This is a genomic window from Limnohabitans sp. (assembly GCF_044361645.1).
Taxonomy (GTDB): Bacteria; Pseudomonadota; Gammaproteobacteria; order Burkholderiales; family Burkholderiaceae_C; genus Limnohabitans_A.
Genome location: NZ_JBIKIL010000100.1, coordinates 1 through 14,463, shown reverse-complemented (window position 1 = coordinate 14,463; position 14,463 = coordinate 1). Strand labels below are relative to the sequence as shown.

Below are 14,463 nucleotides of genomic sequence, written 5' to 3'. Positions count from 1 at the left end.
AGTGGATGAGCACCCAGACTTACCAAGCGGCCTCGGGCGGCGGCGCGCAACACATGCGCGAGCTGCTGACCCAATACGGCACCCTGAACGCCGAAGTCAAAGCCCTGCTGGACGACCCCCAAAGCGCCATTCTCGAAATTGACCGCCTGGTGGTGGCCAAGCAACGCGCCCTCACAGCTGCCGAGACCGCCAACTTTGGCGTGCCGCTGGGCGGCTCGCTGATCCCTTGGATCGACAAAGATTTGGGCATTGGCAAAAACCGGGACGAAGCCGGTTGGGGCATGTCCAAAGAAGAATGGAAAGGCATGGCCGAGACCAACAAGATTTTGGGACTGGGCGAGGCCTTCAACTCGGCGGCCATTCCCGTGGATGGTTTTTGCGTGCGGGTGGGGGCCATGCGCTGCCACAGCCAGGCCCTGACCTTCAAGCTGAAAAAAAATGTGCCTGTGGCCGACCTCGAAGCCATGATCGCCGCCGACAACGCCTGGGTCAAATTGGTGCCCAACACCCGCGAAGCCACCATCCAAGACCTGACGCCCGTGGCCGTGACCGGCACCATGACCATCCCGGTGGGCCGTGTGCGCAAACTGGCCATGGGCCCAGAGTACGTGGGCGCCTTCACCATCGGTGACCAGCTGCTGTGGGGCGCGGCCGAGCCGCTGCGCCGCATGTTGCGCATCTTGCTGGACGCTTGACCACGCCATGACCTGCGTGTCCTGTGCACTGAACACCTGCCTTGGGCTGTTCATGGGCTGGACACCCCAAAGGCGCGCACGATGAGACTGGCTCTGGGCATTTGCTACGCCGGCACGGCCTACCAAGGCTGGCAAAGCCAAAGTACGGGTTTGACGGTTCAGGACAAGCTTGAAAAAGCCTTGTCCAAATTTGCCGATGTGCCCCGCGTCAGCACCTTGTGCGCTGGCCGCACCGACGCTGGCGTGCATGGGCTGATGCAGGTGGTGCACTTTGACACCGAGCTGGACCGTGACACCCATTCTTGGGTGCGCGGCACCAACCGCTATTTGCCGCCCGACATCGCGGTGCAATGGGCGCAGGTGATGCCCGAAAGCTTCCATTGCCGGGCCAGCGCGACGGGGCGGCGCTACATTTATGTGCTGCTCGACTCGGCGGTGCGACCCAGCCTGGAAAGCGGGCGTGTGGGCTGGGTGTCCCGCCCCCTGGCGCACGAGCCCATGCTGCAAGCCAGCCAACACCTGCTGGGCGAGCACGACTTCTCCTCTTTCAGGGCCAGCAGCTGCCAGGCCTTGTCACCCATCAAAACCCTGCGGCAGATCCGCATCACCCGGCACGGCGCTTATTGGCGGTTTGAGTTTGAGGGCAACGCTTTTTTGCACCACATGATCCGCAACATCATGGGCTGTCTGGTGGCGGTTGGCCAAGGCAGCCAGCCGCCGGACTGGCTGCACGAGGTGCTGTTGGCCCGTGACCGCGACGCTGCCGCGCCCACCTTTTCTCCCAACGGCCTGTACTTTGCCGGGCCCATCTACAGCCCCGAGTGGGGTCTGCCCGACACCACCCCTGCTTTTGATTGGTTGCCATGAGCTTGCCTAACGCCCTGCCCGATTCGTCTGCACCCCAACGCACCCGCATCAAAATGTGCGGCTTCACCCGCGATACCGATGTGCTGGCGGCAACCGCACTGGGTGCCGACGCCATTGGTTTTGTGCTGTACCCACCCAGCCCGCGCAGCGTGAGCATCGAGCGCGCGGCCGAGCTTGCCCGCCTGCTGCCCTCTTTTGTGACGCCCGTGCTGCTCTTCGTCAACGACACGCCCGAGCGCATTGCGGCCGCTTGCGCGGCTGTGCCTGGCGCTTTGCTGCAATTCCATGGCGACGAGTCGCCCGAGTTTTGCGCTGCCATGAGCCAGCGCACCGGCCGCCCCCACCTCAAAGCGGCCCGAATCCCCCTGTCCGAGGTCCATGACTTCGACTTGCTAGAATTTGCAGCTCAACACCACGCTGCACAAGCCCTCTTGCTCGACGCCCATGTCGACGGATACGGCGGCAGCGGCAAAACATTCCATTGGTCACACCTGCCACCAAACGTCAATGCTCACCTCGTTTTGTCTGGTGGACTCACACCTGCAAACGTGGGCGATGGCATGCGGGCGCTGCGCACGCATGGCCTGTCTCTGGCCGTTGACGTGAGCTCGGGCATCGAAGCAGGCAAAGGCCTGAAAGATGCCGACAAAATGCGGCAATTTGTTCAGGCGGTGCGCACCGCCGACCAAGACCTCCCCCTTTGAATTCGCCTTTTGCGTATTTCCAGTCACCTTCGGCCCGCTGAGCAAGCGCCTTGCTGCGGTGCCTAAGGAACAGCCTTCAACTGGCACTGAGTGCCCAAAAACCCCACACAGGATCTATATGTTCGACTACCAACAACCCGACCTCAAAGGCCATTTCGGCATCTATGGCGGCAGCTTCGTCAGCGAAACCCTGACCCACGCCATCAACGAGCTCAAAGCCGCTTACGCCCAGTACCAGCACGAACCGGCCTTCATCGCCGAATTCAAGTCCGAGCTGGCGCATTTTGTGGGCCGCCCCTCCCCTGTCTATCACGCAGCGCGCATGAGCCGCGAGATGGGTGGCGCGCAGATCTTTTTGAAGCGCGAAGACCTGAACCACACCGGCGCGCACAAGATCAACAACACCATCGGCCAAGCCATGCTGGCCAAGCGCATGGGCAAGCCGCGCATCATCGCCGAGACCGGCGCGGGCCAGCACGGCGTGGCCACCGCCACCATCTGCGCCCGTTACGGGCTGGAGTGTGTGGTGTACATGGGTTCAGAAGACGTCAAGCGCCAAAGCCCCAACGTCTACCGCATGAAGCTCTTGGGCGCCACCGTGGTGCCGGTCGAATCCGGCAGCAAAACCCTGAAAGACGCGCTGAACGAAGCCATGCGCGACTGGGTGGCCAATGTGGACAACACCTTCTACATCATCGGCACCGTGGCCGGCCCACACCCCTACCCCATGATGGTGCGTGACTTCCAAAGCGTGATTGGCGAAGAATGCCTCACGCAAATGCCCGAGATGTTCAAGTCACTCAAGATGGCCGAGGAACAGCCCGACGCCGTGCTCGCCTGCGTGGGCGGTGGGAGCAACGCCATGGGCATTTTTTACCCCTATATTTCGCACGAGAACACGCGCCTGATCGGCGTGGAAGCCGCTGGCGAAGGCATGGATTCGGGCAAGCACTCCTGCTCGCTGCAACGGGGCAGCCCCGGCGTGCTGCACGGCAACCGCACCTACATCTTGCAAGACGAGAACGGCCAGATCACCGAAACGCACAGCGTGAGTGCGGGCCTGGACTACCCCGGCGTGGGCCCCGAGCATGCCTTCTTGAAGGACATCGGCCGCGCCGAGTACGTGGGCATCACCGACAAGGAAGCGCTGGAGGCCTTCCACTACCTGTGCCGCACCGAGGGCATCATCGCCGCGCTCGAATCCAGCCACGCCGTGGCCTATGCCATGAAATTGGCCAAAACCATGCGCCCTGACCAGTCCATCTTGATCAACCTGTCGGGCCGTGGCGACAAGGACATCGGCACCGTGGCCGATTTGTCGAACGCCGACTTCTTTTGCCGCCCCAGCTGCCAAGGCCAGTCGGTCAAAGGCATTTTCGTTCAGCGTTCAGCGTAAAGCCTTGTGCGACAGCTCACTTTTTCCCTCACGCCAAACACCCAACGCTCAACGCCAATCCCATCATGAGCCGCATCGACACCACCCTCTCCGCCCTCAAAACCCAGGGCCGCAAAGCCCTGATTCCGTATGTCACGGCAGGCTTCCCTCAGGCCAACACCACCGTGCCCCTGATGCACGCCATGGCCCAAGCCGGGGCCGACATCATCGAGCTGGGGGTGCCGTTCTCAGACCCCTCGGCCGACGGCCCGGTCATCCAAAAAGCCGGCGACAAAGCCCTGGCCCTGGGCATTGGCTCTGTGCAGGTGCTGGCCATGGTGCGCGAATTTCGCCAGACCAACAGCACCACGCCCGTGGTGCTGATGGGCTACGCCAACCCGGTGGAGCGCTACGACCAAAAGCACGGCGTTGACAGCTTCATCCGCGACGCTTCGGCTGCCGGCGTGGACGGCGTGCTGATCGTGGACTACCCCCCCGAGGAATGCGTGGAATTTGCCGCCAAACTGCGCGCCCACAACATGGACCTGATCTTTTTGCTGGCCCCCACCAGCACCGACGAACGCATGCAGCAAGTGGCCCAGGTGGCCAGCGGCTATGTGTACTACGTCTCGCTCAAGGGCGTGACGGGCTCGGGCACGCTGGACACCGACGCGGTCGAGGCCATGCTGCCGCGCATCCGCCAGCACGTCAGCGTGCCCGTCGGCGTGGGCTTTGGCATCCGCGACGCGGCCACCGCCCAAGCCATCAGCCGCGTGGCCGATGCGGTGGTGATCGGCTCGCGCCTGATCCAGCTGATCGATGCTGCCCCGGCAGACCGCATCAACGACGTAGCGGGCGAATTCGTCTCAGGCATCCGCCAAGCGCTGGACGCGTAGGAGCGGCAACCCGCCATAGTGGCCCCTCGTAGGTGCGGCCTCTGGCCGCGATGGCTACTTGTAGACATGCTGGATGACCCGCCGCAATGGCCCCTCGTAGGAGCGGCCTCTGGCCGCGATGGGTTTGCTGGGGCGCTTTCGCGGTCAGAGACCGCTCCCACCAGCTTAGCTCACGCTCGCTGGCCGCGACCACTTGAGCGGGATGGCATGTCCGCCACGATGAACGATAATTCCCCGCACAAGGAGAACCCCTCATGAGTTGGCTCGAAAAACTGCTCCCCCCCAAGATCCAGCACACCGACCCGGCCGATCGCCGCACCGTGCCTGAGGGCTTGTGGGTCAAGTGCCCCAGCTGCGAAACGGTGCTCTACAAAACCGACTTGGAAGAAAACCAAAATGTTTGTCCGGGTTGCTCGCACCACCTGCGCATTGGTGCCCGCGCCCGCCTGAACGCCTTTTTGGACGGTGAAGGCCGCTACGAAATTGGCCAAGAAGTCCTGCCGGTGGACCCCCTCAAATTCAAAGACAGCCGCAAGTACCCCGAGCGCCTGAAAGAAGCCATGGACAACACGGGCGAGACAGACGCCCTGGTGGTCATGGGTGGCTCGGTGCACAGCATCAACTTGGTGGTGGCCTGCTTCGAGTTCGATTTCATGGGCGGCTCCATGGGCTCGGTGGTGGGCGAGCGTTTTGTGCGCGGCGTGGAAACCGCCATCGCGCAAAAAGTGCCTTTTGTGTGCTTTACCGCCACGGGCGGTGCGCGCATGCAAGAAGGCCTGCTCTCGCTCATGCAAATGGCCAAGACCAACGCCGCCTTGACCCGTCTGGCCAAAAAAGGCCTGCCCTACGTCAGCGTGCTGACCGATCCGACCATGGGCGGCGTGTCGGCCGGTTTTGCCTTTTTGGGTGACGTGGTGATTGCCGAGCCCAAAGCCTTGATTGGCTTTGCTGGCCCCCGCGTGATCGAAAGCACCGTGCGCGTGACCTTGCCCGAAGGCTTTCAGCGCGCCGAATTTTTGCAAACCAAAGGCGCGGTGGACTTCATCTGCGACCGCCGCGAATTGCGTAAAACCATGGCCAGCACCTTGGCCATGTTGCAGCGCCAGCCGGCAGACGCCGTCAGCTGAGCAGCACCTCTCGCTCTCAAAAAAAGGCCCTCTTGCGAGGGCCTTTTGCATGGCGCGCGGCCTGCACCAACACGACAAGCCTCAGCGCAAACTGCCCAGTTGCAAGCCCATCAGCAGCATGCCCAGCATTTGCAGGGCCAAGAGCAACACCAGCGGCGACAAGTCTATGCCGCCAATGAGCGGCAGCACGCGCCTGAAGGGCCGCAAAATCGGCTCGGCCAAGCGCGACACCAAATCGTACATGGGCGCGTGAGGGCTGAGCCAAGACATGACCGCATACACCAGCACCAAAGCGCTCAAGGCAGACACCAGCAGCTGCGCCAAGCTCAGCAGGCTGAACCACGGCAGCAAAAGCCAAGGCGCTGCACCGCCTGACAGCAGCCACAACAAAGACACCTGCGCCATCTTGATCAGCCAAGCGCCCGCCAGGCTGGACAAATCCCAAGCCGACCAAGACGGCACCACTTTGCGCAAAGGCAGCACCAACCAATCGCTCAACGCGAACACGAATCGCCCCAAGGCTTGGTGAAAGGAAATGCGTTGGCGCTGCATGAGCACGCGCAGCAAGCACGTGCCTGCCAACAAGCCCGCCACCACATCCAAGACCAGACTGACCATTTGAAACCACATCGATTGTTCTCCTGCTCGTGCGATGATACCCAGATGCCTTCAAGTCCCTCCCCAGATCATCCGACCCCGATGGAACTGCCCCTTTTCCCACTGGGCATGGTGCTGTTTCCCGGTGCTTTGTTGCCCCTGCAACTGTTTGAATTGCGCTATTTGCAAATGATCGGTGCGTGTGAACGCCAAGGCACCGGTTTTGCGGTGGTCACCCTCACCCAAGGCCGTGAAGTGCACCGCCCGGGGGCCAGCGCCGAGCAGTTTGAGGCCTTGGGCACACGGGTGCACATCGAGCGGATTGAGCGGCCCCAAGCGGGCCTGGTCAAGGTTTGGTGCCGTGGGCTGGAAAAAATCAGCATCCACAGCAAGCAGCAGCGCAGCGACGGCTTGTGGACCGGCCAAGTGCAAGCCCTGCCGCCCGAACCTGCCGTTCAGGTGCCTGAAGACCTGCAACACCTGTCGGTGCAAATGCACGAGGCCCTGGCCCAACTGAGCGCCCAGCCCAGCGAAGTGCCCCACTGGCCAGAGGCTTGGCGTTTGCAAGACTGCAGCTGGTTGTCCCACCGCTGGGGTGAGTTGCTGCCCCTGCCTTTGCCCATGAAATACCGGCTGTTTGCCCTGCAAGAGCCGCTGCTGCGGCTGGAGCTGATTGGCGACATGGTGACGCCCGCAGCGCCTGCCCCTCGGCCTTCGGCCTCACCGCCCGGCAGCGCGGGCCCCAAGCCCCCCGCCAACTCTTAAAATAAGGGGTTTTGCGCACTGGCGCAGCCTCGATTTTTCTTCATTTTTCGCAATCCAGGCTCAAACCCTCCCTGAGCCCAACCATCGCCCGCCATGTCCGACACGAATGCCAACGCCCAAACGGCACCAACAACTGCGCCCGCCCCACCAGATGAAAACCAGCTGATCGCCGAGCGCCGCGAAAAACTCAAGGCCATGCGCCAGGCGCAGGCCGATGGCCAAGGCGTGGCGTTTCCCAACGACTTCAAGCCCGAGCACCACGCCGCCAACCTGCACCAGGCCCACGGCGATAAAACCACCGACGAACTGAACGGCGAAGGCGTGGCCAAAACCACCGCCAAAGTCGCGGGCCGCATGATGCTCAAGCGCGTCATGGGCAAAGCCAGCTTTGCCACGCTGCAAGACGCCACCGGCCGCATCCAGGTGTATGTGACCCGTGACGACGTAGGGGAAGACCTGTACGCCTTGTTCAAACACTGGGACCTGGGCGACATCGTGGGCGTGCAAGGCCATTTGTTCAAAACACGCACCGGCGAGTTGTCGATCCACGCCACATCCATCCGCATGCTCACCAAGAGCCTGCGCCCCATGCCCGACAAGTTCCACGGCATGGCCGACCAAGAAGTCAAGTACCGCCAGCGCTATGTCGACCTGATGACCGACGAGGCCGCCCGCCAGCGCTTTGTGGTCCGCAGCAAGGCCGTCAGCGGCATCCGCGAATTCATGGTGCAGCACGGCTTTTTGGAGGTTGAAACGCCCATGCTGCACCCCATTCCCGGGGGTGCCAATGCCAAGCCCTTTGTGACGCACCACAACGCGCTGGACCAAGAGATGTTTTTGCGCATTGCGCCCGAGCTCTACCTCAAGCGCTTGCTGGTGGGGGGCTTTGAGCGCGTGTTCGAGATCAACCGCAACTTCCGCAACGAAGGCATCTCGGTGCGCCACAACCCCGAGTTCACCATGATGGAGTTCTACGCGGCGTATTGGAACTACCAGGACCTGATGGGTTTTACCGAAAGCCTGATCCGCGACGCGGCCATGACGGCAGCTGGCACGCTCGATTTGACTTACAGCGGCAAGCCGGTGGACCTGAACAAGCCGTTTGCGCGCATGACGATCCGCGAAGCCATCCTCAAACACACCGATGCGGGTGACAACGTGGACAAGGCCGAGTGGCTGAGCAACGCCCTGAAAAAGCGCGGCCTGAGCGAAGAAAAAAACAAGCTGTCCACCCGCAGCCTGGCCAGTCTGCAGGTGTTTTATTTTGAGGAAATGGTGGAAGACCAGCTCTGGGAGCCGACCTTCATCATGGAGCACCCGACCGAGATCAGCCCGCTGGCCCGCGCCAACGACAGCCGCCCCGAAGTGACCGAGCGCTTTGAGCTCTACATCACCGGCCGCGAGTTCGGCAATGGCTTCAGCGAGTTGAACGACGCCGAAGACCAAGCCGCCCGCTTTCACGCGCAAGTGGCCGCCAAGGAAGACGGCGACGACGAAGCCATGTACTACGACCACGACTTTGTGCGGGCACTGGAGTACGGCATGCCGCCTGCGGGCGGCTGCGGCATCGGCATTGACCGATTGATGATGCTGCTCACCGACAGCGCCAGCATCCGCGACGTTATATTGTTCCCGGCGCTGCGGCACCAGCAAGTTTGATACGCGCGTGCTGGCAACAAAAAATGGCTTGGCATTTCAACGTGTCAGCAGCACTGCAGGCTCATTTTTTCGGGCCCCTTACATCGACCGTCAGCAATGGCTTGAGCGTTGCCCAGAACCGCCCAGCGCTCAAAGCAGCCGAGTGGTGATCGTCTGTTGGATGAACAACTCTAGGTTCAAGTCGGAATTGCGGTACACATCGTAATTGAGGGCGTTCAGCACAACTGAATCGTTGGCTTTCGTCCACGCAAAGCTTGACCCGCCCAACAAATCATCCAACTCCACTCGGTCGCCTGAATCACCATCGATGCGCATTTGTTGCCGACCAGTGGACAAGAAACTGTTTCTGACACCCAATTGAAGCACATCGCCGATCGTGAGTTTGAGCGTGTCATCGCCAGCGCCGTCGGTCATGACGATGTGGTTGATGGCGGCCACATTCCCAATACTCGGACTGCTGGAGTACAAGCCGGACAAATCCAAGCTTTGAAAAGTCGCATCAAAAGCCAGACGGCCGATGGAGCCGGCCAACTCCCCGTTGCCAAATGTAGAGGGCGGTGCTGAAACCGATGGGATTTCTTCTTTAACTGCTTGAGTGAGGTTGAACTCCCACCTTCGATCATTAGAAATGATCGAAGAGTTTCCTGTCAAGTCGGTGAACTTGATTTCAAAAGCACCCGTGTTGTATGCAGTGGTTGAACTTTGCCCCACCGGTAATGTCGGGTAAGAAAAAACACCAGGCTCATTCGCCGTCAGCGTCATTTGGCTAAAAGATGTGACGCTGGTGCTGATCACTCCGCCAGCGACCGAAATATCCTGGGGTTTCAAATCCACGGTGAACGACTGGTCGGTCGACTTCAAAATATTGCCTGCCAAGTCCACCACCGAAGCCTTCAAAACATACTGGGTATTGCCCCCTGAAATGCCCAATGGCTGACTGATGCCGTCAAACAGCCAAGTGCCATTGGGGGCGGGGTCCACGTAGCCCTGCGACTTGACTTTGCCGTCGGTGCCCAGCGCCTGCACCAACACCTTGCCCGTGAAGTCCACATTGCTGGTCCCAATATTGCCTCGGAAAGAAGGTGTTCTTTGGTTGGTTAAAAAATCTGAAGACGAAGCGCCTGAATCTGGAACCATCTGGGTGACTGCAATCGAAAAACGAGAATTGGGATCGGGATCGGCATTGGTGTCCACCGTGATCATTTGTTCCGATGGCCCCGCGCCTACCCCGTTGCCCGCCTTGTCCACCACTTGGGCTGTCAGCGTGTACAGGCCATCGGGCAGTTTCTGCGCCGAGTTATCCCAGGCCCAGGTCCACTGCCCGCCAAGGCTCACAGGCTCAACATACTGCTTGGCGGCGACTTGGCTTTGTGCATTGAGCAGGCGAAGTTCGACCAAGTTACCATTTTTTACAAACCCACTGGCCACGGTGCCTTGAAAAGACAAGGTGTTGTCACTGGTGATGAAGTCCGTCGCACTGGACCCAGTGTCTTGGGTGATTTTGGTCATCTGGGCTGCTATGCCTAGATTGGTGTCGTTGACAGCATCAGGTTGGTAGTTGTCACTGGCGCTTCGATCCACAATGAAGCTGCCCTCTGAAGGGGGACTTGAATTGCCCGCTGCATCTGTGACCACTACCGAGTATTTGGCTTCTCCGTTGTCCAATGCATCCGCATCGGGAATTTGGACCTCAAATTGCCCTTGGGCATTTTTGGTGGTGGAGGTGTAAGTTTTGCCATTCAGGGTGACTGTGGCACTCACCGCACCGGCATCGCCAGAAATCAAGAGCTTGGGGGTGTTGTCCGAGGTGATCCCATCGCTGTTGCTCACGCCAGTGTCATCCTCGGGGGCCAAGCTGGCTGAAAGCACTTGGGGTGGCGTGGTGCCCGATCCGCCACTGTCATTGCCCGTGCCACTGTCATTGCCCGTGCCACTGTCATTGCCCGTACCACTGTCATTGCCCGTACCACTGTCACCACCACCAGCACCCGCCACAGCCAACAAAGCCAGCGGTGCAGCCAAGAGCGGGTTAAAGCCTGCCATCGTCACCAAAGCACCCACGGCTGCGCCAGACGAAGACGAGGCCATCCATTGCGCTTGGCCCAAGGCCATGCCGGTGCTGTTGGCACCATCGGTCAAACGGCCCAACAACTGGGCCGAGTCACCCGATTCGGGCACATAGACATGGAGCACGCCGCTTTCGGACTCGCCTGTCAGGCCCTCATTGCCCATGTATTCGTAGTAGTCGATGATCATCACATCGACGTTTTCATGGCCCTCGAAACTGATGCGCAAATCTTTGCCCACCCGTTTGACACGGATGTTGTCCGGTGCTTTGCCAGTGGCGAGGTCGACCAATTGGTAGTGCACGCCTGGCTTGGCTTTGATCTTCAATGCGCCCCAAAAAGAGCCCTGAGCAGGCACAGCGTGGGTCACTAAATCATCATTGCCTTGACCGCTTTTAGCAATGATTTGGTAGGATTTTTTCATGGTGGTTTTTTTGCTGGTTTGATCGGTGTGTTTCAGCGTTTAGCGCCAGTGACCACAATGTCCACGCGGCGATTGGGCGCATGGCAAAGCTTGTTTTTGGGTGTGGCGGTATTGCCGCAATTGACTTTGACCAATTGACGCGAACCCTCTCCATCCATCACGAAGCCTCTGATGGGCTTGATTCCGCGCTCCTTGAGTTGGTCTGCCACCACCTGGGCCCGAGCCAAAGACAAGCGAAGGTTGGTCTTCGGGCGGCCAATGGGATCGCTGTGCCCGATGACCCGGATGCGTTCGACTTGTGAAAAATCTTGCCGTAATTTTTGGGCCATGGACTCAATCTCGTTGTACCCTTTGGCCCGCAGCTGGGTTTTGCCAAAATCAAACAGTGCATCTGACTCCAATGCATAAAGACGTGGCAAAGGCGGCTTGACAGCGACTGCCACTGGCTTGGCGGCCAGCGGCACTGGCGGGGCCGCAGGGGCCGCAACCTCCATCGGTGGGGCAAGTAATGCTTTGCATTCTTGCACCAGGGGCGAACGGGAAATCGTGTGGATTTGCACGGCGGTACTGCCCAATTCGCGCAAAGCTTGGTCTGCCCGGACCTCAGAAAGCAGGCCTCTGTCTTCCACTTTCAAAAACAGGGTTTTACCCGATTGGAATGGCCAGTTTTGTCCTGGTGCTTGTTTGCCTGTGTGCATTGAGGCGGCATCGTCCATGACCGCCAACAAGCTGCTCTGTCCAGGCGAGGCACAGAACTCGGAATACCCACCACTCAAAATAGAAGCGTGGTAGCGCTTGTCGATGTAAATGTTCACCGGTCTTGCCCCGCCCTCAGTGCCCAGCCGGTAAATGAAGATTTTGGCTTGGTCTCTTGCAGCAGGGCGTGCAGAAGAAAAAGAGGCCCCAAAGGGCTCCAAGGTGTCCGGGCTGAAAAGCACAGCATCGGCCGTGTTGGGCACGGGTGCAGGTCCTGCCGGAGGCATTTGAGCATGGACCACACTCAAAAACGTCAAAAGCAGCGAAAAAGACAATACCTTGAAAGGCTGCAAACAGTTCGAACAGGGTGCGAAGTGGTACATAAAGACTCCAGCTAGCTCAGAAGTCTAAAATGTATACCAAATAGTGTCTTATTTAAACATTGGCGTAAAAAATAATGACATCGACTTCGGGGTTTGCTCCCCCTTAAAACTGAACCGCCCCGCTTCAATGCTTGTCGGCTGGTGGAAGCTGTGGCGAGGACTCGGTCAATTCGCGGGCCTCTACATCCGCCACATCCGCGTCTGGCGAGTGGCTCCGTGCACCTGCTGCTGCAAAAGGTGGCTGCCGAAAGTTTCGGCGCATGGTGTGGTACTGCTGCCAAACCACCGCCACTTGCGGTTTTTGCCCAGTGATCAACCAGCGCAATGTGGCCCAGATGCTGTAGCCCAGCAAAAAGAAAAGTGCACCCAACAGGAGGAGCAGCCCAAAGAAGGCTAAAAACAATTTGAAAAGCAGGCTGCCCATGGTGTTCACTTGCGTAAGTTCTCGACAAAAAGATCAGCGACAAAAAAGACTCACGTTAACAAATCCAGCGCCCGCATGTAGTCGGCCGAGCGCACCAAGGTCTCCCAATCTCTGGCCACAGCCGTGGGCAGGAGCGCCAAACGACGCTGTTCGCTCACCTCGTTGGGGTGCCAATGCCCTTTGACTGCGGCTTCGGCCAAAGCGTCGAGCACGGTGTCCAGCTCGGCCCCGTCGCCCACAGAGCGGTTGCACAGCAAGGTCAGGTCGCACCCGGCCTCCAGCGCGGCCCGCACCGCCTCGGCATAGCTCAAACTTTGGCCCTGCACCTGACGGGCTGCGGCCATAGACAAGTCGTCACTGATGACCGCCCCCCGAAAACCCAGCTGCCCGCGCAAGATGTCTTGCAGCCAATGTTTTGAAAAACCCGCAGGCCGTGCATCGACTCGGCTGTACACCACGTGCGCGGGCATCACCGCCGTCAGCACGCTGCCCAACCAAGGGTAAGGCAAGGCATCGTCGGCCAAGATGGCTTTGAGGCTGCGCTTGTCGACTGGCAGAGCCACATGCGAGTCGGCCTTCACGGCGCCGTGGCCGGGGAAATGTTTGCCGCAATTGCCCATGCCCGCCTGGAGCAGACCCTGCATCAGGCTGCGCGCCAACAGGCTGACGACGCGCGGGTCGCGTGCAAAAGCGCGGTCACCAATCACGCCGCTTTCGCCGTGGTCCAGATCGAGCACCGGTGTGAAGCTGAAATCGACGCCGCACGCGCGCAGCTCGCTGGCCAAGACAAAACCCACCGAGGTGGCCGCTTCGCAGGCCATGAGCACGCCCGAGCCGGGCAGACCTTGCTCGTCTTGCGCCCACAACTCGCCCAAGGCCCGCATGGGTGGCAAATGGGTGAAGCCGTCGGTGCGAAAGCGCTGAACCCGGCCACCTTCGTGGTCCACCGCGATCAACAGGTCTGCACGTATGCTTTTGATCTCGGCACACAAGTCACTCAGCTGCGCCCGGCTGTGCCAGTTGCGGCCAAACAGGATCATGCCGCCCGTGAGTGGGTGGGCCAGGCGGCGGCGGTCATCGGCGCTCAAGGTGGTGCCTGCGATGTCCAAGATCAAGGGGGCGTGGAGGGTCATGGGTATCTCAACAGTTCAGGGTGGGCCACTCAAAATCAAGTGGCCGAATGCTCGGTTGCCGATGGGGCCGCTTGCAAGGTCTCCACCACGCAAAAACTGGCCGCGTAGTCAGACTCATCGGTCACGGTGATGTGCGCGCTCAAGCCTTTGGCCTCAAACCAATCTTTCAACTTGCCGTGCAACACGATGACCGGCTGGCCACTGGGCAGTTTGCCGATCTCGCACAGCCGCCAGGTCATGGGCATGCGCATGCCCAGGCCTATGGCTTTGCTGAAGGCCTCTTTGGCCGAAAAGCGCGTGGCCAAATAACGCACGCCACGCGCTGGCCAGCGGGCGCTGCGGGCTTGCCAGGTGACCATTTCGGCATCTGACAACACCTTGGCCGCAAAACGCTCGCCGTGCCGCTCCAAGCTGGCTTGGATGCGCCGTATGTCACAAATGTCGGTGCCGATGCCGTAGATCATGCTGGGTTTTGGGTTTTGGGTTTTGCGTTTTGCGTTTTGCGTTTTGCGTTTTGCGTTAGGCGTTAGGCGTTAGGCGTTAGGCGTTAGGCGTTAGGCGTTAGGCGTTGGGCGTTGGGCGTTGGGCGTTGGGCGTTGGGCGTTGGGCGTTGGGCGTTGGGCGTTGGGCGGTGGGCGTTGGGCGTTGGGCG

General features: G+C 60.2%; 14 protein-coding genes. 8 read left to right on the top strand and 6 right to left on the bottom strand.

Going from position 1 to position 14,463, the window contains the following annotated elements:
• The 6 genes from asd to accD all read left to right on the top strand — a co-directional run.
• Positions 1-695 (top strand): aspartate-semialdehyde dehydrogenase (asd, locus tag ACIQ39_RS14545; protein ID WP_396435321.1); only part of this gene is annotated, 695 nt, incomplete at its 5' end.
• Between the two features lie 81 nt (positions 696-776).
• On the top strand, positions 777-1,562 hold the full coding sequence (gene truA, locus ACIQ39_RS14540; protein WP_396435320.1) for a tRNA pseudouridine(38-40) synthase TruA: 786 nt from the start codon (positions 777-779) through the stop codon (positions 1,560-1,562).
• Positions 1,559-2,266, top strand: a complete 708-nt coding sequence (locus ACIQ39_RS14535; RefSeq protein WP_396435319.1) for a phosphoribosylanthranilate isomerase — start codon at positions 1,559-1,561, stop codon at positions 2,264-2,266. The genes truA and ACIQ39_RS14535 overlap by 4 nt, the downstream gene beginning before the upstream one ends.
• Before the next feature lie 118 nt (positions 2,267-2,384).
• Positions 2,385-3,662 carry a tryptophan synthase subunit beta gene (gene trpB / locus ACIQ39_RS14530; RefSeq protein ID WP_396435318.1) on the top strand — a complete coding sequence of 426 codons (1,278 nt, stop codon included), beginning with the start codon at positions 2,385-2,387 and terminating at the stop codon, positions 3,660-3,662.
• Positions 3,663-3,727: 65 nt separating this feature from the next.
• On the top strand, positions 3,728-4,537 hold the full coding sequence (trpA, locus tag ACIQ39_RS14525) for a tryptophan synthase subunit alpha (RefSeq protein WP_396435317.1): 810 nt from the start codon (positions 3,728-3,730) through the stop codon (positions 4,535-4,537).
• 254 nt (positions 4,538-4,791) lie between these two features.
• Positions 4,792-5,664 (top strand): acetyl-CoA carboxylase, carboxyltransferase subunit beta, encoded by an 873-nt coding sequence (accD, locus tag ACIQ39_RS14520; RefSeq protein WP_396435316.1) that lies wholly within the window; start codon positions 4,792-4,794, stop codon positions 5,662-5,664.
• An 81-nt stretch (positions 5,665-5,745) separates the two neighbouring features.
• On the opposite strand, the gene ACIQ39_RS14515 is transcribed toward accD, so the two are convergent.
• Positions 5,746-6,294 (bottom strand): YggT family protein, encoded by a 549-nt coding sequence (locus ACIQ39_RS14515; protein ID WP_396435315.1) that lies wholly within the window; start codon positions 6,292-6,294, stop codon positions 5,746-5,748.
• A 69-nt stretch (positions 6,295-6,363) separates the two neighbouring features.
• Here ACIQ39_RS14515 and ACIQ39_RS14510 point away from each other — a divergent pair, with 69 nt between their 5' ends.
• A complete protein-coding gene (locus tag ACIQ39_RS14510; protein ID WP_396435314.1) occupies positions 6,364-7,026 on the top strand; it encodes an LON peptidase substrate-binding domain-containing protein in 663 nt (220 codons plus the stop codon).
• 93 nt (positions 7,027-7,119) lie between these two features.
• Positions 7,120-8,685, top strand: a complete 1,566-nt coding sequence (lysS, locus tag ACIQ39_RS14505) for a lysine--tRNA ligase (RefSeq protein ID WP_396435313.1) — start codon at positions 7,120-7,122, stop codon at positions 8,683-8,685.
• Positions 8,686-8,814: 129 nt separating this feature from the next.
• On the opposite strand, the gene ACIQ39_RS14500 is transcribed toward lysS, so the two are convergent.
• From ACIQ39_RS14500 to acpS, 5 genes are all read right to left on the bottom strand, one after another.
• Positions 8,815-11,175, bottom strand: a complete 2,361-nt coding sequence (locus tag ACIQ39_RS14500) for an Ig-like domain-containing protein (RefSeq protein WP_396435312.1) — start codon at positions 11,173-11,175, stop codon at positions 8,815-8,817.
• 32 nt (positions 11,176-11,207) lie between these two features.
• Positions 11,208-12,134: an OmpA family protein gene (locus tag ACIQ39_RS14495; RefSeq protein WP_396435311.1), complete on the bottom strand. Its 927-nt coding sequence runs from the start codon at positions 12,132-12,134 to the stop codon at positions 11,208-11,210.
• A 244-nt stretch (positions 12,135-12,378) separates the two neighbouring features.
• Entirely contained in the window at positions 12,379-12,678 is a 300-nt protein-coding gene (locus tag ACIQ39_RS14490; protein WP_396435310.1) for a hypothetical protein, read from the bottom strand.
• Positions 12,679-12,728: 50 nt separating this feature from the next.
• A complete protein-coding gene (nagZ, locus tag ACIQ39_RS14485) occupies positions 12,729-13,811 on the bottom strand; it encodes a beta-N-acetylhexosaminidase (protein ID WP_396435309.1) in 1,083 nt (360 codons plus the stop codon).
• Positions 13,812-13,846: 35 nt separating this feature from the next.
• Positions 13,847-14,275: a holo-ACP synthase gene (acpS, locus tag ACIQ39_RS14480; protein ID WP_396435308.1), complete on the bottom strand. Its 429-nt coding sequence runs from the start codon at positions 14,273-14,275 to the stop codon at positions 13,847-13,849.
• Positions 14,276-14,463 lie beyond the last annotated feature (188 nt).

What these genes read in the sequence shown, in the direction of transcription:
- truA (WP_396435320.1), top strand. Translation starts at nt 777, where the DNA reads ATGAGACTGGCTCTGGGCATTTGCTACGCCGGCACGGCCTACCAAGGC.
- trpB (WP_396435318.1), top strand. Translation starts at nt 2,385, where the DNA reads ATGTTCGACTACCAACAACCCGACCTCAAAGGCCATTTCGGCATCTAT.
- ACIQ39_RS14490 (WP_396435310.1), bottom strand. Translation starts at nt 12,678, where the DNA reads ATGGGCAGCCTGCTTTTCAAATTGTTTTTAGCCTTCTTTGGGCTGCTC.
- ACIQ39_RS14515 (WP_396435315.1), bottom strand. Translation starts at nt 6,294, where the DNA reads ATGTGGTTTCAAATGGTCAGTCTGGTCTTGGATGTGGTGGCGGGCTTG.
- trpA (WP_396435317.1), top strand. Translation starts at nt 3,728, where the DNA reads ATGAGCCGCATCGACACCACCCTCTCCGCCCTCAAAACCCAGGGCCGC.
- accD (WP_396435316.1), top strand. Translation starts at nt 4,792, where the DNA reads ATGAGTTGGCTCGAAAAACTGCTCCCCCCCAAGATCCAGCACACCGAC.
- ACIQ39_RS14510 (WP_396435314.1), top strand. Translation starts at nt 6,364, where the DNA reads ATGGAACTGCCCCTTTTCCCACTGGGCATGGTGCTGTTTCCCGGTGCT.
- lysS (WP_396435313.1), top strand. Translation starts at nt 7,120, where the DNA reads ATGTCCGACACGAATGCCAACGCCCAAACGGCACCAACAACTGCGCCC.
- acpS (WP_396435308.1), bottom strand. Translation starts at nt 14,275, where the DNA reads ATGATCTACGGCATCGGCACCGACATTTGTGACATACGGCGCATCCAA.
- ACIQ39_RS14535 (WP_396435319.1), top strand. Translation starts at nt 1,559, where the DNA reads ATGAGCTTGCCTAACGCCCTGCCCGATTCGTCTGCACCCCAACGCACC.
- ACIQ39_RS14500 (WP_396435312.1), bottom strand. Translation starts at nt 11,175, where the DNA reads ATGAAAAAATCCTACCAAATCATTGCTAAAAGCGGTCAAGGCAATGAT.
- nagZ (WP_396435309.1), bottom strand. Translation starts at nt 13,811, where the DNA reads ATGACCCTCCACGCCCCCTTGATCTTGGACATCGCAGGCACCACCTTG.